The sequence below is a fragment of the Cupriavidus sp. GW821-FHT02F09 genome (genome assembly GCF_059421605.1).
Window position 1 is genome coordinate 315,218 of the sequence record NZ_JBWKVH010000002.1, and the last position, 19,108, is coordinate 334,325.

Annotated in this window: 19 protein-coding genes; 6 read left to right on the plus strand and 13 right to left on the minus strand. The window is 66.0% G+C overall.

The genetic code is table 11. The features are described from left to right. Positions 1 to 144: 144 nt before the first annotated feature. A complete protein-coding gene (locus tag AC07XB_RS04150; RefSeq protein WP_492371628.1) occupies positions 145 to 1,038 on the plus strand; it encodes a LysR family transcriptional regulator in 894 nt (297 codons plus the stop codon). Positions 1,039 to 1,051: 13 nt separating this feature from the next. Here AC07XB_RS04150 and AC07XB_RS04155 read toward each other — a convergent pair whose 3' ends face one another. The 6 genes from AC07XB_RS04155 to AC07XB_RS04180 form a co-directional block, all read right to left on the minus strand. Next, positions 1,052 to 2,017, minus strand: a complete 966-nt coding sequence (locus AC07XB_RS04155; protein WP_492371627.1) for an LLM class oxidoreductase — start codon at positions 2,015 to 2,017, stop codon at positions 1,052 to 1,054. Positions 2,018 to 2,383: 366 nt separating this feature from the next. After that, a complete protein-coding gene (locus tag AC07XB_RS04160) occupies positions 2,384 to 3,019 on the minus strand; it encodes a glutathione S-transferase family protein (protein WP_492814024.1) in 636 nt (211 codons plus the stop codon). A 52-nt stretch (positions 3,020 to 3,071) separates the two neighbouring features. Continuing rightward, positions 3,072 to 3,701 carry a glutathione S-transferase family protein gene (locus tag AC07XB_RS04165; RefSeq protein ID WP_492371625.1) on the minus strand — a complete coding sequence of 210 codons (630 nt, stop codon included), beginning with the start codon at positions 3,699 to 3,701 and terminating at the stop codon, positions 3,072 to 3,074. An 85-nt stretch (positions 3,702 to 3,786) separates the two neighbouring features. Then, positions 3,787 to 5,088: a sulfatase family protein gene (locus AC07XB_RS04170; RefSeq protein ID WP_492826431.1), complete on the minus strand. Its 1,302-nt coding sequence runs from the start codon at positions 5,086 to 5,088 to the stop codon at positions 3,787 to 3,789. Continuing rightward, a complete protein-coding gene (locus tag AC07XB_RS04175) occupies positions 5,085 to 6,062 on the minus strand; it encodes a Bug family tripartite tricarboxylate transporter substrate binding protein (RefSeq protein WP_492371623.1) in 978 nt (325 codons plus the stop codon). The genes AC07XB_RS04170 and AC07XB_RS04175 overlap by 4 nt, the downstream gene beginning before the upstream one ends. Before the next feature lie 199 nt (positions 6,063 to 6,261). Then, complete coding sequence (locus tag AC07XB_RS04180) at positions 6,262 to 7,185, minus strand: LysR family transcriptional regulator (protein ID WP_492371622.1); 924 nt, start codon at positions 7,183 to 7,185, stop codon at positions 6,262 to 6,264. Between the two features lie 129 nt (positions 7,186 to 7,314). Here AC07XB_RS04180 and AC07XB_RS04185 point away from each other — a divergent pair, with 129 nt between their 5' ends. Genes AC07XB_RS04185 through AC07XB_RS04195 form a run of 3 tightly spaced genes read left to right on the plus strand, consistent with a single transcriptional unit; the run spans position 7,315 to position 9,868 of the window. Next, a complete protein-coding gene (locus AC07XB_RS04185) occupies positions 7,315 to 7,992 on the plus strand; it encodes an RraA family protein (RefSeq protein WP_492826434.1) in 678 nt (225 codons plus the stop codon). Beyond that, positions 7,989 to 8,651: an RraA family protein gene (locus AC07XB_RS04190; protein WP_492826436.1), complete on the plus strand. Its 663-nt coding sequence runs from the start codon at positions 7,989 to 7,991 to the stop codon at positions 8,649 to 8,651. Before AC07XB_RS04185 ends, AC07XB_RS04190 begins: the two co-directional genes overlap by 4 nt. Continuing rightward, positions 8,651 to 9,868 (plus strand): pyridoxal phosphate-dependent aminotransferase, encoded by a 1,218-nt coding sequence (locus AC07XB_RS04195; protein ID WP_492826438.1) that lies wholly within the window; start codon positions 8,651 to 8,653, stop codon positions 9,866 to 9,868. Before AC07XB_RS04190 ends, AC07XB_RS04195 begins: the two co-directional genes overlap by 1 nt. Before the next feature lie 79 nt (positions 9,869 to 9,947). On the opposite strand, the gene AC07XB_RS04200 is transcribed toward AC07XB_RS04195, so the two are convergent. The 4 genes from AC07XB_RS04200 to AC07XB_RS04215 are packed head-to-tail and all read right to left on the minus strand — an operon-like array spanning position 9,948 to position 14,093. Continuing rightward, entirely contained in the window at positions 9,948 to 11,108 is a 1,161-nt protein-coding gene (locus AC07XB_RS04200; RefSeq protein ID WP_492814014.1) for an acyl-CoA dehydrogenase family protein, read from the minus strand. Between the two features lie 59 nt (positions 11,109 to 11,167). Further along, entirely contained in the window at positions 11,168 to 12,016 is an 849-nt protein-coding gene (locus AC07XB_RS04205; protein WP_492826440.1) for an HTD2 family dehydratase, read from the minus strand. Between the two features lie 48 nt (positions 12,017 to 12,064). After that, entirely contained in the window at positions 12,065 to 12,883 is an 819-nt protein-coding gene (locus tag AC07XB_RS04210) for an HpcH/HpaI aldolase/citrate lyase family protein (RefSeq protein WP_492826442.1), read from the minus strand. A 31-nt stretch (positions 12,884 to 12,914) separates the two neighbouring features. Further along, positions 12,915 to 14,093 (minus strand): CaiB/BaiF CoA transferase family protein, encoded by a 1,179-nt coding sequence (locus tag AC07XB_RS04215; protein WP_492826444.1) that lies wholly within the window; start codon positions 14,091 to 14,093, stop codon positions 12,915 to 12,917. Positions 14,094 to 14,375: 282 nt separating this feature from the next. Here AC07XB_RS04215 and AC07XB_RS04220 point away from each other — a divergent pair, with 282 nt between their 5' ends. Then, on the plus strand, positions 14,376 to 15,299 hold the full coding sequence (locus AC07XB_RS04220) for a LysR family transcriptional regulator (RefSeq protein ID WP_492826446.1): 924 nt from the start codon (positions 14,376 to 14,378) through the stop codon (positions 15,297 to 15,299). A 41-nt stretch (positions 15,300 to 15,340) separates the two neighbouring features. On the opposite strand, the gene AC07XB_RS04225 is transcribed toward AC07XB_RS04220, so the two are convergent. From AC07XB_RS04225 to AC07XB_RS04235, 3 genes are all read right to left on the minus strand, one after another. Then, complete coding sequence (locus AC07XB_RS04225; RefSeq protein ID WP_492371613.1) at positions 15,341 to 16,810, minus strand: aldehyde dehydrogenase; 1,470 nt, start codon at positions 16,808 to 16,810, stop codon at positions 15,341 to 15,343. An 83-nt stretch (positions 16,811 to 16,893) separates the two neighbouring features. After that, complete coding sequence (locus AC07XB_RS04230; protein ID WP_492371612.1) at positions 16,894 to 17,490, minus strand: thiamine pyrophosphate-dependent enzyme; 597 nt, start codon at positions 17,488 to 17,490, stop codon at positions 16,894 to 16,896. Positions 17,491 to 17,494: 4 nt separating this feature from the next. Further along, positions 17,495 to 18,034, minus strand: coding sequence for a phosphonopyruvate decarboxylase (locus AC07XB_RS04235; protein ID WP_492826448.1), 540 nt, complete (start codon positions 18,032 to 18,034; stop codon positions 17,495 to 17,497). Between the two features lie 133 nt (positions 18,035 to 18,167). On the opposite strand from AC07XB_RS04235, the gene AC07XB_RS04240 reads away from it, so the two are divergent. Next, positions 18,168 to 19,097, plus strand: coding sequence for a LysR family transcriptional regulator (locus AC07XB_RS04240; RefSeq protein ID WP_492371610.1), 930 nt, complete (start codon positions 18,168 to 18,170; stop codon positions 19,095 to 19,097). Positions 19,098 to 19,108 lie beyond the last annotated feature (11 nt).

Sequence of the window (19,108 nt, forward strand, 5' to 3'; positions counted from 1 at the left end):
TCCAAGTAAGCTGCTCGATGCGAAGGTGCACGTTGCTGGAATCATGTTCGGTCAAGCCGCTTCACGGCGGTAGGCGAGCCGCGGGAATATGATTCATTCTTTCTGGGCATAACCCGGCGGCAATCCAATGAGAGGAAGCGCATCGTGGACAGGATGACTGCCATGGAAACACTGGTTGCCGTCGTCGAGGCAGGCTCTTTCTCGGGCGCCGCGCGGCTGCTGAAGGTCGGGCAGCCCTCCGTATCGAAGTCGGTCGCACAACTGGAAGAACAGCTCGGCGTGCGGCTGCTCGTGCGGTCCACCCGCGGCCTGTCGCCGACCGAAGCAGGAAAGAATTTCTACGAACACGCCAAGCGCGCGATCGAGCAAGCGGATGCGGCGGAGCATGCGGCCAGGGGCTCGGGCACCAGTCTCTCCGGCCGCCTGCGCGTGACCGCGGCCGTCACCTTCGCGCGGCTGCATATCGTCCCGCACCTCAAAGCCTTCCTGGCCGAGCATCCGCAACTGGTGGTGGACGTGCTGCTGGAGGATGGCAATATCGACCTGCTTGAGCATGGAGTGGATGTCGCTCTGCGCATGGGCGCGCTGCGAGATTCGGCCATGACCGCCAGGAAGATCGCGCAGAGCCGGCGGGTCGTGGTCGGCACGCCGCGCTACTTTGCCGCTGCCGGCGAGCCAAAGGTGCCCGCCGACTTGCTCGCGCATGAGGCCATCGTCTACGACCGTGAGGGCGGCGGCGATGCCTGGGCATTTCGCCGGGACGGCGCCGAGGTATCCGTCGGGGTGTCCGGCCGCTTGCGGGTCACGGCCGCCGAGGGCGTGCGCGCCGCGGTGCTCGCGGATATCGGTGTGGCGATCGGCTCCGAATGGATGTTCGCGCCGGAACTGGCCAGCGGCGAAGTCAGACAGGTGCTCGCCGAATGGACGCTGGCACCGGTCGACCTCTGGGCGGTATTTCCGACCGGCCGCATGGCCAGCGCGAAGGTCAAGGCTTTTGTCGCGTTCGTGGAAGCGGCACTGCGCCGCGACATCGCTTAGCGAAGAGAAAAAACTAGTCCGCGTGAAATGCCGGCAGGACCTCGACGGCCAATTCTTCAATCACCTCTCGCGGCGCACGTTCGGATGCCTGCAGGTTGAGCGAAACATGATGCGTGCCGCTGCCGCGCATGTCCCGCAGCAACTCCCTCAGCCCATTTCGCCCGGTGCGATAGCCAAGCGAGATTGCGGTAGGCGGCTCGCCGGCATCGGCGCTCAGGTCCAGTTGCATCGCCACGCCAAAGGCGCGGAACTGCCCGGGCGCGGCACGCTCAACCGCCGCGCGCCACATGCGATAGCGCTCCCGCTGCACCGCAGGCTCGCGGTGATAGGTCATCCAGCCGATGGAATGGCGCGCGATCCAGTCGACGCTCTGCCCGCCCGAGCCCACGGCCAGCAAGGGAATGGGCGCGGGGAGCTTGGGGAGCACGAAAAACTCGGGCGTGTCGTCATGGAACTGATCCGGGATCACCCGCGAAGGCTCTCCCACCGCCGCCGCCACCGTCTCCCAGTGACGCAGGTACAAATCGCGCCGTGCGGCCGTAGCCTGCCCAAACGCAGCGTACTCGGCAGGACGGTCGCCAGAGCCCAGGCCGAGCACGAAGCGGCCCTGCGACAACGCGCTGACTGAAATCGCCCCTTTGGCGACATGCAACGGATGCCGCAGCGTCAGCACGATAGCGCCGCTCACCAGCGCGATGCGCTCGGTCTGGCTGGCCAGCGCGCCAAGGAACACCCAGGGATCGAGATGCCCGACCGGGTCCGGGTAGCCGACGCTGTTCAGCGGCACGTCGCGCACCCACAGCGCGCGGAATCCGAGCGCGTCGGCGAGCTTGGCCAGCGCCACCTGCTCGCGGAAGTCCGCGACGACCTGACCGGATTGCAGCATCGGCAAGGTCAGGCCAAGCGAGAGGCGGCCTTCCTGGAACACGCGGTCTTGCACGGCGGCGTCATGCGGCGAAGGGGCTTCTGTCTGAGGCATTCGAGTCCTCCGGATATACCTGCGGGTCGCTGGCCCGTCTGCGGGGACCGTCTTGCATATTAGCAGTTGCCACGCGCTGGCCGCTGCGCACAACCGGATGAGCCGGGCCGATAGGAACCGATAGCGCCGGGCGGACAAGCGACAAGAAAAAAGCCCGCCCCACTTGCGTGGCGCGGGCCAAGTTTCCGTATTCTGGAAACGGGTAGACAAGTCATGAAGAGCGCCCCCGCATCTCCATGACGGAAATCATATTAGCGGGCGGCACCATTCGGGTTCTTGACCCATGTCAAATGGGCGTCCGGTTTGTGCGAAGGTAGTGCGAAGGCGGTGTGGCGATTGTATGGAGCTTGTACGGATTTGCCGGCGTCAAGCCAGGTCATCCAGCTTGACCGCAAAGCCGCGCTGCACGCCGGGACGCGCAAACAGGGCGTCGTACCAGCGCCCGACATTCGGAAACTGCTCCAGCGAGACCTGATGGCGCTCGTGGCGCCAGGCCCAGCCCAGGATCGCGAAATCCGCCACGGACAGGTCGCCGGCCACGTACTCCACCTCCGCCAGCCGCCGGTCCAGCACGCCGTAAAGGCGCCGCGTTTCTTCCGAATAGCGCTTGAGCCCATAGTGCCGGTCGGCCTCCGCCTCAACCGTGCGGAAGTGATGTACCTGGCCCGGCATGGGCCCAAAGCCGCCCATCTGCCACATCAGCCACTCCAGCACCGGCACACGGTCACGCAAGCTCGCAGGCAGGAACTTGCCGGTCTTCTCGGCCAGGTAAAGCAGGATCGCGCCGGATTCGAAGACGCTGATCGGCTGTCCATCGGGGCCATCCGCATCGACGATGGCCGGGATCCGGTTGTTGGGGCTGATGCGCAGGAAATCCGGCTGATGCTGCTCGCCCTTGGTGATGTTCACCGTCTTGACGGCATAAGGCAGCGCCATTTCCTCGAGCGCGACGCTGATCTTGCGTCCGTTCGGCGTATTCCAGGTGTGCAGGGTGATAGTCATGGAAATCGGTTCGCGATTTGTCGCAATTGGTTCGTGATGAGGGGATCCAGGCTCAGCTCAAGGGCGCCGCAACGTATTGGCGGAAGCCGGCGCGCTCGCCCACGTGCGCATACCAGCGTTCGAGATTGGGCAGCGCGGGACGATCGATCTGGGCGTCCAGGCCGAACCAGCGGCGTGCGTAGGCGCCCAGCACCAGGTCGGCCAGCGTGAAGCCGCCGCCTTCCATATAGTCGCGGCCTTCCAGGTGCTGGTCGAGCAAGCGCCACAGCCCGGCCACCACGCCGGCTTCGGCCGTCAGGCGAGCCACGTCGCGTTCGGCGGCGGGCGTGCGCACGAAACCCCAGAAGACCGGCCGTTCCGCCGGCTGCAAGGTCGACAGCGCCCAGTCCAGCCAGCGGTCCACGCTGGCGCGCACCTTAGGCCCGGCCGGGTACAGCGCACCTGACTTGCCGTACTCCATGGCGAGGTAGCGCAGAATGGAATTCGACTCCCACAGCACAAAATCGCCATCGATGATGGTCGGGACGCGCCCGTTGGGATTCATGGCGAGATAGTCGGGCTCGTTGTTGCCGCCGAACTGCATGCCGGCGTCGATCCGCCGGAACGGCAAGCCAAGTTCTTCGCAACCCCACAGTACCTTTTGCACATTGACCGAATTCGCACGGCCCCAGATCGTCAGCATTCGATGTATTCCCGTTGGAGATTCCCGCGTTTCGCGCAATCTTCAACGATACACCAAGGTGCGGATCGGAGCCGCGGCCGGGCCGTTACCGCTGCGGCATATCCGCCGCCGAATACCCCAGGCTGACCGTGGCATCCTCCGGAATCGGCGGCATGCCCGCATTCCATACCAGCCAAGCCTCGCGCATCGCCACCAGCCGCTGGGGCTCGCGCTTCGCCAGGTTGGCGCGCTCGCGCTCATCGCGGCTGAGATCGAACAGGTACTCGTGTCCGTCCACCTGCAGATACTTCCAGTCGCCGTCGCGCAGCGCGCGCTGGTCGCGGTGGTTCATGCGCCAGTGCAGCGGGCGGTGGAAGCGGTGCGCCGCATCGCGCAGCAACGGCATCAGCGACACGCCGTCCAGCGGGTAGCCGGGATCGGCCTGCACGCCCGCCGCATCCAGCATCGTGGCCGACCAGTCCATCGTCATGCAGTGCTGTGCGCTGGTGCCACCCGGCGCGATCATCGCGGGCCAGTGCGCGATCCATGGCACACGGATGCCGCCCTCGGTCAGGTCCATCTTGCCGCCCACCAGCGGCCAGTTGTCCGAGAAGCGCTCGCCGCCGTTGTCGCTGGTGAAGACGATCAGCGTGTTGTCGAGCTGGCCGAGCCGGCGCAGCGCGTCCACCAGCCAGCCGATGCCCTCGTCCATGTGGCCGATCATGCGCCGGTAGGTGTGGATGTTGCCGCCGTCGAGATGGAACAGGTTGTTGCTGACCTGCGGCGCCAGCGCGGCGTCATCGCGGGTTTCCCACGGCCAGTGCGGCGCGGTGTAATGCAGGCTCAGGAAAAACGGCGCGCCCTCCCCGCTCATGCGCGTCACGTAATCTACCGCGCGCCGCGACAGCAGATCGGTCAGGTAGCCGGGTTCCTGGTGCTGCGCGTCGTTGTGCCACAGATCGTGACGGCCGCTGGAATCACAATGCGTGAAGTAATCGACACCGCCCGCCATGGGGCCAAAAAATGCCTGATAGCCCGACAGCAGCGGCCCGAACGCTGGCGCAAAGCCCAGGTGCCATTTGCCGATCAGCGCCGTGCGGTAGCCCTGCGCCTGCAGCAGCGAGGGCAAGGTGGGATGCGCCGGCGGCAGGCCCAGCGTGTTGCTGCCCCGGCTTTTGCTGTTGATCGGCTCCTCGGCCGCGCCGCGCAGCCGGTACTGGTAGCGCGCCGTCATCAATGCAAAGCGCGTGGGAGAGCACACCGGCGAGTTGGCATAGCCCTGCGTCAGCATCAGGCCGTTGGCGGCCAGGCTGTCGAGTACCGGAGAGACCGGCTCGCGCCCGCCATAGCAGCCCAGGTCCGCGTAGCCAAGATCGTCGGCGACGATATAGATCAGGTTCGGTTTCATTCGACTTTCATGCCGGTGGCAACAATGAGTTGACGATATCGCTCGGACAGGTCCGACAACCGCCGCGCGGCCGCCGCGCCGGTGATGCCTTCGGGCTGCAGGTCCAGCGCCTGCATGCGAGCCTGCACATCGGGCCGCGCCAGCGCATCGGCGATGGCACGCTCGAGCACGCGCACCACCGGCTCCGGCGTGGCCGCCGGCACCATCGCCACATACAGTACCTCATGCTCCAGTTCCTTCATGCCAAGCTCGGCCACGGTAGCAATGCCCGGCGCCAGCCGCGAGCGCTGGTGGCTGGTCACCGCCAGCGCCGTCACCTTGCCCGCCTTGACGAAGGGCAGCATGCTGGGCGTGGCCAGGAAGCCGCCATCCACTTCGCTGCCCACCACGGCGGTCACCGCCGGCGTGCTGCCCTTGTAAGGCACATGGTTCAGCTTGAGGCCGGTGGCGCGCTGGAACTCCTCGATGGCCAGGTGGCCCGGGCTGCCGCTGCCGCCGGAGCTGAAGTTCAGGCGCTTTGCCTTGGCCTGCTTGACCAGGTCCGGCAAGGAAGCGATGCCGGACGACGGCGACGTGCCTACCAGCAAACCCGAACTGGCCAGTATCATCAAGGGCTTGAGCTCGCCGGGCCGGAACGGCATGGCGCTGTAGATATGCGGATTGACGGTAAAGGTGGTATCGATGCCGAACAGCACCGCGTAGCCATCGGCAGGGCTCTTGGCCACCGCGCCCGCGCCCAGGTTGCCGCCCGCCCCAGGCTTGTTCTCGACCACAAAGGCCTGCTTAAGCTCGCCCTGCAGCACCTCGGCCACCGAGCGGGCGAGCAGGTCTGACGGGCCGCCCGGCGGGAATGAGTTGACGAAGCGCACCGGCTTGGCCGGATAGCGCTCCTGGGCGTGCGCAGCGAGTCCCGGCGCGCAGAGCAGGAGCACAAGGGTTGCGGCCCGCAGCGGGGCGGCAAGGCGATGGAACATGGCATGGTCTCCGTTGTTATGTGTGCACTGGCACTGCGGCGCCTCACGGCGCCATCATGCCGGACAACTCTACTTGCCATGCCGTCGATTGTTCTAATCAATCATTTCCGGCCCCATCGACGGTCCATCGCGGCCCACCGGCCACGCCGGGATGGACAGGTTGCGCGCGATGTCACACGCCACGCGCCGAAGCGCCCGCTCAAGCCCTGGCCTTGCGCAACCGCGCCGTTGCTTTCCCGGCCGAAAGCGCAGCGACGACGTTAGCCACCATCGGGTTTTCCCGCGTGGTGGACCACGCCATCGCGGTGGTCACCACGTTCACGGGCTCCTTCAGCGGCCGGACCACGACATTGTCCGGCGCGGCCTTCTTCAAGGAGGCGGGAACGAGCGCGATGCCCTGCCCGCACCCGACGAAGGCGATCTGCGAAGACACCGTGCGCACCTGGTGCAGCACCCGCGGCGAGAAGCCCGCAGTGCGGCAGGTCGCGATGAGACTGTCGTAGTAGACCGGGCTGACCTGCCGGGCAAACATCACGAACTCCTCATCTGCCAGCGCCGCCAGCCTGACACGTGGCACCTCGGCCAGGGCGTGCGACCGCGGCAGCGCGACCGCCAGCCGGTCCTGCTTGAGAGCAATGGACTGGATCGACGGGCCCAGCTCCCCTTCCAGGCGCGCGAAGGCCAGATCGACATCACCGCGCTCCAGCGCGGGCACGGCGTCGACGCTATCGATCTCCGTCACGGAAATGGTCAGCTGCGGGTACGCGGCCTTGAGATGGTCGATCAGCGCAGGCAGCGTATCGAGCATCGCGGACGAGATCGCGCCGATCGTCAGGAGCCCGGTCTGCCCATGCACGGCTTCGCGCACCGCCACGTCGAGCCGCTCCAGCTGCTCCGCGAGCTTTTGCACCGCCGGCAGCAGCGCCGCGCCAACCGGCGTGAGCTGCGCGCCTCGCCTTGAGCGCTCGAAGAGCTTCACCTTGAGTGCCTGCTCCAGTATCTGGATCTGCTCGGTGACGGGCGGCTGGGACATGCCCAACCGTTTGGCGGCACGCCCGAAATGCTGCTCCTCGGCGACAGCCAGGAACACCCAGAGGTGACGGACAAGCCGGAAATTGATCATGGCTTCCTTGATAGGTTTTACATATGGATAGCTTACCGGATTCGGAATTTACAGATTGGTCTCCATCGCCGAAAGTGCAAGCCTGGCAACCGCTGGTAACCCCCTGGCAACCCGCTTTACAGGCTCGAAATGACCTCCCCCACCTCACGCTCCTTGCTCGACCGCCTCGCCGCACTCGATACCAACACGGTGTCGGATGCCCTCGATTTTTACAGCCTCCCCGGCGCGACCTTCGGCATTCGCCCGCTCTGGGACTGCCCGAAGATCGTTGGCCGGGCCAGCACCATCCAGCTGGGCCACAAGACGGATGCCCAACCGACGGTGCACCTGATCACCCCGGTCGTCGCCGCGATCCACACCGATGACCGTGTGCTTGTGATTGCAGGCGGCATCGATGGCGTCTCCTGCTGGGGCGACATCCTGGCCAATGCCGCCACCGCCAGGCAGGTGCGCGGCTCGGTGATCGACGGCCTGAGCCGCGACATCGAAGGCAGCGAGTCGATCGGCTACCCCGTGTTCGGGCGTGGTGTCACCATGATCAGCGCGCGCAACCGGGTTGTGCAGGTGGGTGCCGGAGAACCTGTCAACTTTGCGGGCGTGGTTGTTCATCAGGATGACTACGTGCTAGCCGATCGCTGCGGCACGGTGTTCGTGGCGGCCGAGCGCATCGAAGACATCGTGGCGCTTGGCGAGCGCATTGCACGTCGCCAGGACTCGATGGTCAAGGCCGTGCGCGCCGGACGCTCGGTCGCTGAAGTCATGCATGACAAGGAATTCGACGCCATCCACAGTGGAAATACCCAATGAACGCAGCAGACAAAGAACTATCGGCCTTGTTCGCAGGCCTGGATACACCGGGTGTGTCCGACGCCATGGACAAGCTGGGCCTGCCCGGCCAGTGCCTCGGCATCGCGCCGCTGGACAATTACGCCCAAGTCGTGATCGGGCCGGCCTACACCGTCAGATACGTGTCCGCCAGCACGCCGCCGGGCACGGTCGGCGACTTCATCGATGACGTGGCCGAAGGCGACGTGGTGGTGATCGACAACGACGGCCGCACCGACTGCACGGTCTGGGGCGACATCATGACCCAGTACGCCGGCGCGCGCGGCATCGCGGCCACCGTCATCGACGGTGTGTGCCGGGATGTGGCCAAGGCGCTCGGCGACGGCTATCCGCTGTTCACGCGGGGCCGGTTCATGCGCACCGGCAAGGACCGTGTCCAGGTCGAAGCGATCAATGCGCCGGTCTCCATCGGCACGGCGCGCGTCTGCGCCCGCGACATCGTCGTGGCGGACGCCAACGGGGTGGTCGTCATCCCGCGCGACCGGGCGCGCGAGGTTGCCGAACTGGCACGCCAGATCGAGTCCGTGGAAGCGCGGATCCGCGAGCACATCGCCAACGGGAAAACCCTCGGGGAAGCCCGCGCGGCATTGGGCTACCACACGCTGCAGAGGAAGGCCTGATGACAACCGATGTACAACGCTTGAATGAGAACCTGGCTAGCGCCCAGCCCTCGGCCACTTACCGGATGATGGACCGCGTGGCGGCAAAACGCGCGTCCGGCGCGAAGGTGATATCGCTCAGCGCGGGCGAGCCGGACTTCGATACCCCCGTGCATGTCTGCGACGCCGCGGTCGACGCGATTCGCCAGGGCCACACCCGGTACACGCAAGTCGCTGGCCTGCGCGCCCTGCGCGAAGCCGTTGCCGCCAAGTTCAGGCGCGAGAACGGGCTCGACGTGGCCTGGCAGGACACCATCGTCTGCAGCGGCGGCAAGCAGGTGATCTACAACGCCCTGGCGGCCACCCTGAACGAGGGCGACGAGGTCATTGTGCCCGCGCCTTACTGGGTCAGCTACCCGGAGATGGTCCAGCTGTGCGGGGCGCATGCCGTGGTGGTGCCGTGCGATGCGGACGTCGGGTTCAAGCTGACGCCGGCCGTCCTCGCCGCGGCGATCGGCCCGGCGACACGCTGGCTTATCCTGAATTCGCCCTCCAATCCCACAGGCGCGGTCTACACGCACGGCGACCTGGCGGCGCTTGCCAAGGTGCTGCTGGCGCACCCGCATGTGCTGATCCTGTCGGATGACATTTACGAGCACCTGACATTTGACGGCGAGCGCTTCCATACCATCGCCGCGGTCGAGCCACGCCTGGCGGCGCGCACGCTGACGATGAACGGCGTGTCCAAGGCCTACGCCATGACCGGCTGGCGCATCGGCTTTGGCACTGGCCCGCGCTGGCTGCTTGAGGCCATGGAAAAGCTCCAGGGCCAGCAAACCTCCGGCGCCAGCGCCATCTCCCAGCACGCCGCGCTGGCAGCGCTCAGCGGGCCGCAGGCGTTCGTCGCCGACACGCGGCGGATATTCGAGGCGCGGCGCAACCTGATGGTCCGGCTGCTCAACGAAACGCCGGGGATGGCCTGCGCGGTACCCGGCGGGGCGTTCTATGCATTCGCCTCCTGCGCAGGCCTGCTCGGCCGGCGCACGCCCGCCGGCACGTTGCTGAGCACGGACGAGGACGTTGCGCTTGCGCTGCTGGACGAGGCCAACGTGGCCGTCGTGCACGGCAGCGCCTTCGGCCTTGCGCCCTACATCCGCCTTGCCTACGCGCTGGACACCGAGTCGCTGCGCCAGGCATGCCAGGCGATCCAGCGGTTCTGCATATCACTGAGTGGCTGAGCAGCTGAGCGGCTGAGCGCCGCGCGGCGTGGCGCCAGGCACCGGCGCTACGCCGCCATCCAATCCTCCCAACGAAGCGTCAAAACGACCTCGGCATGCCAAGGATGTGCTCCCCGACATAGGACAGGATCAGGTTGGTCGAGATCGGCGCGACCTGGTACAGGCGGGTTTCGCGGAACTTGCGCTCCACGTCGTATTCCGCGGCGAAGCCAAACCCGCCGTGATACTGCAGGCAGGCGTTGGCGGCCTCCCAGGAGGCATCCGCGGCCAGCAGCTTGGCCATGTTGGCTTCGGCGCCGCAGGGCTGGTGCTCGTCGAACAGCTTGGCAGCCTTGAAGCGCATCAGGCTCGCCGCCTCCACGTTGACGAACGCCCTTGCGATGGGGAACTGCACGCCCTGGTTCTGGCCGATGGGCCGGCCGAACACTATGCGTTCGTTGACGTAGCTGGTCACCTTGTCGATAAACCAGTAGCCGTCGCCGACGCACTCCGCGGCAATCAGCGTGCGCTCGGCGTTCAGGCCATCCAGGATGTACTTGAAGCCTTTGCCCTCCTCGCCGATCAGGTTCTCCGCCGGGATCTCCAGGTTGTCGAAGAAGAGCTCGTTGGTCTCGTGATTGACCATGTTGAGGATCGGCTGCACCGTCAGGCCCTTGCCGATCGCTTCGCGCAGGTCGACGAGGAAGATGGACATGCCTTCCGACTTCTTCTTGCACTCCGCCAGCGGCGTGGTCCGCGCCAGCAGGATCATGAGATCCGAGTGCTGCACCCGCGAGATCCAGACCTTCTGCCCGTTGACGACATACTTGTCGCCCTTGCGCACGGCGGTGGTCTTGATCTTGGTGGTATCCGTCCCGGTGCTCGGCTCGGTGACCGCCATGGATTGCAGGCGCAGCGCGCCGCTCGCGATCTTCGGCAGGTACTCGCGCTTCTGCTGCCCTGAGCCATGGCGCAGCAGCGTGCCCATGTTGTACATCTGGCCGTGGCAGGCGCCCGAGTTGCCGCCGGCACGGTTGATCTCTTCCATGATGACCGAGGCTTGCGTGAGGCTCAGCCCCGAGCCGCCGTATTCCTCGGGGATCAGGGCCGCCAGCCAGCCAGCGGCGGTCAGCGCATTGACGAATGCCTCGGGATAGCCCCGGGCCTCGTCGATCTTGCGGAAATACTCCGACGAGAACTGCCCGCACAAGTCGCGGATGGCTTCGCGGATTTCCTGGTGTTCATCAACTTTGTTCAGCACGAGATGTCTCCATGAGTGTTCGTCTTTGCCTGGTTCGGCTGGATCTGGAGGTGCCTGGCTTAGCCAAGCTCAGCGGTGGCGGTCATGGCGAGAGCGCCGCCCGCCTGGCGAATCCACAGCGCGACCGTCTTGCCGTCGTCGCTCAGCTTGCCGCAGGCCTGGAAACGCTGGGGCACATGGGTCGGCCGCACGCCCTTGAAGGAAAAACTGCTGACGGTGGCGTCCGGCAGGTTCCTGCGTACCAGGTCAAGGAGCAGCACGGCCAGCAACGGGCCGTGGACGATCAGGTCCGGGTAGTGCTCGACAGTGGTCACGTAGTCGTGGTCGTAGTGGATCCGGTGGCCATTGAAGGTCAGCGCGGAAAAGCGGAACAGCAGCACCGGGTCGGGCACGATTTCGCGGGACCAGTCCTCGTCCGTGCGCGCGGCGATCGGGTCCGGCGCGGCCGCGCCCGGGATGGCTTCCTCGCGGTAGACGATGTCGTGCTCCTCCGTCACCGCAAGGCCCTGCGGCCCCGAGTACCGATGCTCCACGGTCACAAAGGCCAGCGAGCCGGTGCGGCCCGCCTTGGCGCTTACATCCAGGATGGTGGAAGTTTTCGACACGGCATCGCCCAGGCGCAGCGGCTGGTGAAAACGCAGGCGCCCGCCGGCCCACATGCGGCGCGGTAGCGGCACGGGCGGCAGGAACCCGCCCCGATTGGCGTGGCCGTCGATGCCCAGCTCGGACTGCCGGTGCAGCGGCAAGAAGTAGAGCCAGTGCCAGAGCGGGGGCAAGGCATCGCCGTGCACGGGCGCCGCGTCTTCGCGGTCCAGGGTCGCGCTAAGCGCCTTGACGGGAAACGCGGTGATGTCGTCCTGGGACTCGGTTGACTTACCGATCCACGCCTTCAGGTTGGCAGTGTCCATCAATCTCTCTGTGGTTATGTTCTGGTCATGGTCAGTCGTTGATGCGGATCAGGCCGGCGCCCGGCCCGCGCGCTCGAGCAGGCTCATAGCGCGTGCAATGACAGGCGCATCGATCATCTCGCCGTCGAGCTGGAATGCGCCCGGGCCTGACCTTGCCTGCTCGACCACTCGCGTGGCCCAGGCATGCTGCGCTTCGGTTGGCCGGTAGGCGGCGTTGACCTCGCCCACCTGAGCAGGGTGAATGCAGAGCTTTGCCCCGAAGCCCAGGCGCCGCCCGCGTTCGGCAGCGTTGCGCAGCGCCTCGGCATCGGAGAGCGCAACCGTCACCCCGTCCACCGGCGGCGCAATGCCCGCGACCCGCGACGCGAGGACGAGCATGGAGCGGAAAAACAGCAGCTCCTGGTCGTCGCCCTCGATGCCCAGCTCGGTGCGAAAATCCACGGTCCCGAAAATCAGGCGGTCGACGCCCGGTGCACCGGCCACCTCCTTGACGTTGGCCATGCCCCTGGCGGTCTCGATGAGCGGGAGCACCTGCACGCCGGGCCGAAGGTGCCTGGTCACCAGCGCGACGTCCGCCGCGCTTTCCGCCTTCGGCAGCACGATGCCCGTCACGCCTTTCTCGCGGCAAAGGCGCACGTCATCCTCAAACCATTCGGTCTGCGTGGCGTTGATCCGCACCATGGCGCAGCCGCCGTCGGCCAGGTACGCCTCCAGCAGCCCCCTAGCCCGGCACTTGTCCTCGTCGGACACCGCGTCCTCGAGGTCGAGAATGACCGCGTCCGCGCCCGAGGCGTTGGCCTTGGCGAAACGCTCGGGACGATTGGCGGGCACGAAGAGATAGGAACGGGCGATAGCGGCGGCGGCCATGGGATCTTTATCCGGGATGGAAGGCATAGGGTCAGATCGCGCCTTCGGCACTGAGCCGAACCACGTCGTCCGCGGTGTAGCCAAGTTCGAGCAGGATGCTCTTGCTATGCTGGCCGAGCGCGGGAATCGCGTCCATCCGCGGCGCGAACGACTGTGGCGTGCCGGGCGGCAGCAGCGCCGGAATGATGCCCACGGGCGACGGCACGGACGTCCAGCGCTCGCGCGCCTTGAGCTGCGGATGGTTCCAGACGTCGCGCATGTCGTTCATGCGGGCATTGGCGATCTGGGCGCGCTCAAGCCGCTCGATCACCGCCTCGATGGTCAGGGCGGAGAACACCGTCGTGATGATGTCGGTGAGCGCCGCGCGGCTCTGGGTGCGCAGGGAGTTGGAGACAAAGCGTTCGTCGGTTGTCAGTTCCGGCCGCTCCAGCACGACGCGGCAAAAGGCATCCCACTCGCGCTCGTTCTGCAGGCCCAGGATGATGGTCTTGCCGTCGCCGGCGGCAAACGGGCCATACGGGAAGATGGTGGCGTGAGAGGCGCCGGCCCGCGGCGGTGGCGTGGCGCCATCGAACGCGTAGTAAAGCGGATAGCCCATCCACTCGACCATGCTCTCCAGCATCGACACGTCGATATGCGCGCCCTTTGCGCTCCTGCCGCGCTGCAGCAGCGCCGCCAGGATGTTGGAGTAGGCATACATGCCAGCCGCGATATCGGCAATGGAGCAGCCAGCCTTGACGGGGCTATCGGGGGTGCCGGTGATCGAGACGAAGCCGGATTCCGCCTGGATCAGCAGGTCATAGGCCTTCTTGTCCCGGTAGGGGCCATCGCTGCCATAGCCTGAAATATCGCAGACGACCATGGCGGGATAGCGCTGCGACAGCGCCGCATAGGAAAGGCCGAGCCGGTCCGCCGCGCCCGGCGCCAGGTTCTGCACCAGCACATCGGCCTGGCCGAGGAGCTTGCCCAGGATGGCCGGGGCCTCGCTGTGCTTGAGGTCCAGCGCCAGGCTTTCCTTGGAACGGTTGGTCCAGGCGAAATGCGAGGACAGGCCATCCACGCGCTCATCGTAGCCGCGCGCGAAATCACCCACCTTGGGCCGCTCGACCTTGATGACCCGGGCGCCGAGGTCCGCCAGTTGCCGGGTACAGAACGGCGCGGCAATGGCGTGCTCGAGGGAAACGACGGTGATGCCATCCAGGGGACGCATAGCAGCCTTGTTCAGTCTGGGCCCGCCTGCCCTGCGCAGTGCAGCGGCAAACGGGAGAAGTGGGTCCACGGCGCCCCGGCCCGGCCGGAAGTCGCCACGCATGGGCAGCACGCCTGGTGCAATGCGCACCGAAGCTAGTCTCCCAGAGTGGAGGGCATCGGACCATCTCGTTTTCTCGAACCAGCCATTCGCTTCAATGGAAACCATCGCTTTGCCAGCGGGCCCACCGCATGAATTGCGGCACCGACGACCCCTTGGTACAGTGGCGGCGAAGGAGTATCCATGCACTTTGACTTTGCCGACCTCAGGCTCTCTGCCCGCATCGCCGAGGAAGAAAACCTCTCTCGCGGTGCGAAAAAGGCATTTCTGTCCCCCGCCGCGGCCAGCGCGCGCCTCAAGTCCCTGGAGGAGCAATTGGGCACCCGGCTGTTCTACCGGGAGAGCAGGGGGCTGGCGCTGACGCCCGCCGGAGAACGGCTGCTGCGCCATGCGCGGGTCATCGAGCGGCAGTTCGAACACGTGCGCAGCGATTTCGAGGAGTTCTCGAAGGATTCCGTCGGTCACATCCGCATCTTCGCGAACACTACCGCGGTCACGGAGTTCATGCCGGAAGTGCTCTCGCGCTTCATGGCGGTGCGCCCCGCCGTGACCGTCGACCTGCAGGAGCGCCTGACGCGGGACATCATCCGCGGCGTGCTCGACGGCAGCGCCGACCTCGGCATCATCTCCGGGCCCGTGAACCCGGAAGGGCTTGAAGTGGTGCACTTCAGCACGGACAAGCTCGTGCTTGCCACGCCCGTCGGCCATCCCCTCACGCAAAAGAGCAAGGTCTCGCTCGCCGACACCCTCGAGTACGAGCACGTCAGCCTGCACGAGGGCAGCACCCTGCATGCTTTCCTCACCGATCTGCTCCACGAGCAACGGCGCAAGCTGCAGATCCGCATCCAGATTCGCAGCTTCGAAGCCATGTGCCGCATGATCGAAGCGGGCGTGGGCATTGGCGTGGTGCCGCTGTCCGCGGCGCTGCGGCACCGCCAGACCATGAAGCTCGCCATCGTCGAGCTGGACGAACCATGGGTGATCCGCGAGCGCGCGGTCATCGTGCGCGAACTGCAGGGGCTGCCCGGCTGCGCGCGCGCCCTGATCGACGAGCTGATCAGCGTGGCGCAGGCTGCCGGCGGGAGCCCGGCAAAGCTGATCGGTTAAGCACGTGAACGTCTCGCCGATCTCTCCCACCAATCTGGCGCCTACCGCATGGCAAACGGATTGCCGGAGCCCGCGCCGGTATTGATCCAGACGCTCTTGGTCTGGAGATACGCCCGGATCGCGTCGATACCGTTCTCCCGCCCCAGGCCGGAATCCTTGTAACCGCCGAAGGGCGACATGACGCTGACCGCCCGATAGGTATTCACCCACACGGTGCCGGCCTGTATCTTCTCGGACATGCGGAATGCCCGGCCGATATCGCTGGTCCACACGCCCGCCCCAAGGCCGTAGCAGCTATCGTTGGCGATCGCTATCGCCTCGCTTTCATCCTTGAACTTCAGGACGGAGAGCACCGGGCCAAAGACCTCCTCGCGCGCGATGCGCATTTGCGGCGTCACCCCGCAGAAGATGGTCGGCTCGACAAACCACCCTTGCCCGCACGACGCAGGCTGCCCGCCCAGTACAAGGCGGGCGCCCTCGTCACTGGCAATCCGGATGTAGGAAAGCACCTTGTCGTACTGCGCCGGCGTGGTGATGGGGCCGACCTGCGTCGAGGCATTCATGGGGTTGCCAAGCTTTGCCGTCCTGGCCAGCGCCACCAGCTTCTCGACGAAGGCATCGTGGATGTCTTGCTGCAGCAGCAGGCGGGAACCGGCAATGCAGGTTTGTCCGCTGGCCGCGAAGATCCCGGAGACGGCGCCGTTGACGGCATCGTCCAGATTGGCGTCGTTGAACACGATGTTAGGCGACTTGCCGCCAAGCTCCAAGCTGACATGCTTGAACTGCGCCGCGCACTGTTGGTTGATGACGCGGCCGGTGGCATCGGACCCCGTGAACGTGACCTTCCTGACCAGCGGATGCGTGACGAGCGGCGACCCGACCTCCGCGCCGAAACCCGTCACGACGTTGAAGACGCCGGGCGGAAAGCCTGCCTCCTGAAACAGGAGCGCCAGTTCCAACGCGGAAACCGAGGTGAACTCCGACGGTTTGACCACCACCGTGCACCCGGAGGCCAGCGCCGGCGCAATCTTCCACGCCAGCAGCATCAGCGGGGAATTCCAGGGCGTGATGGCGGCCACCACGCCCAGGGGCTCGCTGCGCGTGTAGTTGAAGTAGCCCTTCTTGTCGAGCGGGATGACCGTGCCCTCGATCTTGTCGGCCAGGCCGCCAAAGTAGTAGAACCACTGCGGCAGGTACTTTACCTGCCCGCTCATCTCGGCGAGCAGCTTGCCGTTGTCCTGCACTTCGAACTCAGCCAGGCGCTCCGCGTCCCTGGCGATCAGGTCGCCGAGCTTGCGCAGCAACGCGCCACGCTGGGTGGCTGTCAGCGCCGCCCAGGGGCCCGCGCGGAACGCACGATCGGCTGCGCCGGCCGCGCGGTCCACATCGGCCGCCGTGCCGCGGGCTACCTCTGCCCAGGCTTTACCCGTGAAAGGATTCTGGGTTTCGAACCAGCGACCGTCGCTTGCATTCACGAAGGTCCCGTCGATGAACATTTGATATTGCTTCATGGTGCAATGTTGTCCGGTCAGATTGAAAGCGCAGGATGGACTCGCAGGATGGAGCCACAGGATGGCAAGCTGCGGCAGGACGGCTAGAACGGCGCGAAGCCCAGATGCTGGCGGAACCGGTTCTTGACAAACACGCCATCGCGCGGCGGCAAGGCGCGCTGGTGCTCTTCGGCGGCGATGCTCACCTGCGCCACGGTCATGCCGTCGGCGTTCCTGATTGCCTGCACCAGCGTCTGCACTTCTTCCATGTCAAAGATCTCCAGCGTGGACGGCACGCCGCACGCCTTGGCCACCTTTGCCAGGTTGGTGCCCAGGCTGGTGTGGCTTTGCTGCATGCCGGTCTCGCCAAAGTGGCCGTTGTCCAGGATCACCACCGCGAGGTTGTTCGGGTTCTGCGCCGCGGCGGTCGCCAGGCTGCCGATGCCCATCAACTGCTCGCCATCGCCGGTGATGGCGATCACCTGCTTTTGCGGCTGTGCCAGGGCCAGCCCCAGCGCCACCGACGTTGAGCCGCCCATGGCGCCCCACAGGTAGAAATTGCCCGGGCGGTCGCCGGCGGCAAAGACGTCGTACGAAGGCGAGCCGAGACCGGTCACGACCAGCGCATCGGGAAACTGCCTGAGCAGCGTGGCAACAAATTCGCGGCGGTCGATCGCCGGCTTGGAGGTCAAGGTAGTCATAGGTTCAGCGCACCCAGTTTTTGCGGCCGATGAGGCTTTGAGAAAGAAGAATCGCCACGCGTTGCCCGGCGTCGAAGGCGCTAGCCAGGCCCGCGTCGACCAGTTCGGCAGCGTCTTGCGGCGAGTCCACGCGGTACACCGTGATGCCCATCAGCTTGAGCGCCGCCTCGGTAACCAGTCCCATCGGCCCCTGCCAGGGATTGAACTCGGCGTACTCGCCACGCATGGTCACGATGGTGAAAAACGGGAACCGGCAGCTTTCCAGCAGCGAGAACATGTTCACGCAGTTACCCACGCCGCTGCTCTGCATGAGCAGGACCGCGCGCTCGCCGCCCAGCCACGCGCCGCTGACAACGCCGACGCCCTCCTCCTCGGTGGTGAGGACAATGTCGCGGATCGCCGGGTCGGCCTTGGCCCGCTTGATGACGTGCGAGTGCCCGGCATCCGGCACATAGGCAATTTGCCGGACCCCGGCTTGCTTGATGACTTGGAAGATGTCCTCTTGCCAGGCAAGAGGCTCAGGATTTGGATTTGGATTTGTCATGGGAAGTGATCTGGGTAGGGAACAACGCTGTTATCATAAAATTGAATGGAATCTCATATGAAATAGAATAATTTGATTCCTACATCAGTAATTTGGATAGCCGGCCAACCACCAGAATCACAGGATCACGCCCATGGACATCAAGCAGCTTCGCGCCCTCCTGGCCATTGCCGAGACCGGCAGCGCCACCAAGGCCGCCGAGCTTCTTCGCATCGTGCAGCCGGCCGTTTCCCGGCATGTGCGGCTGCTTGAGGAGGAGTTCGGCGTAGAGCTGTTCGAGCGCGAACGGCACGGCATGGTCCTCACCGATGCGGGCCGGACGCTGGTTGAGTACGGGCGCCGCGCACTGCGCGAGCTCGACCGGGCCAAGGCGGAGATCCAGCCGGTGGCCGGGGCGATCTCCGGCATGGCCGCCGTCGGCCTGCTGCCCAGCACGTGCGAGCTGCTGGCCGCGGAGCTGGTCGCTACCGTCAAAGGCAAGCACCCGCAACTGGTCGTGCGGCTCAACGTGGGTTACGCGGGCAACCTCCTGCAATGGCTGGAGGCGGGCGACGTCGAGATCGCGCTGCTGTACGACATCAAGGCGTCCCCCGGCTTGCAGGTCGAGGCGCTGCTCGACGAGCAGCTCTGCCTGATTGGCGCCCCCGGCACCGTGCCCGCGGGCGCCGCGCATACCATCGAGAGCCTGCGGGACCTGCCGCTGGTGCTGCCCAATGCGCCGCACGGCCTGCGCACTGTGGTCGAGCATGCGTGCGCGGTGGCGGGGGTGACGCTCACGATCGCCGTCGAGACCAACTCCCTGAGCGTGCAGAAATCCCTGGTTGCCAAGGGCTTTGGCTATACGGTGCTGCCCAGCTCCGCCGTCTCCGAAGAGCTGGAAAAAGGGACGCTGGCCGCGGCACCGATCACCTCGCCCAACCTTTCCCGGCGTATCGTGCTGGCGCATCCGGCCACACGCCGGATGTCGCCTGCCGCAAGCTTCGCCTCGGCGGAACTGGTCACGCTGATCAAGCGCCTGGTGCTGGATGGCGCCTGGCCGGGCGCCACCTGGATTGGCGCATAGCCTGCCGGGCC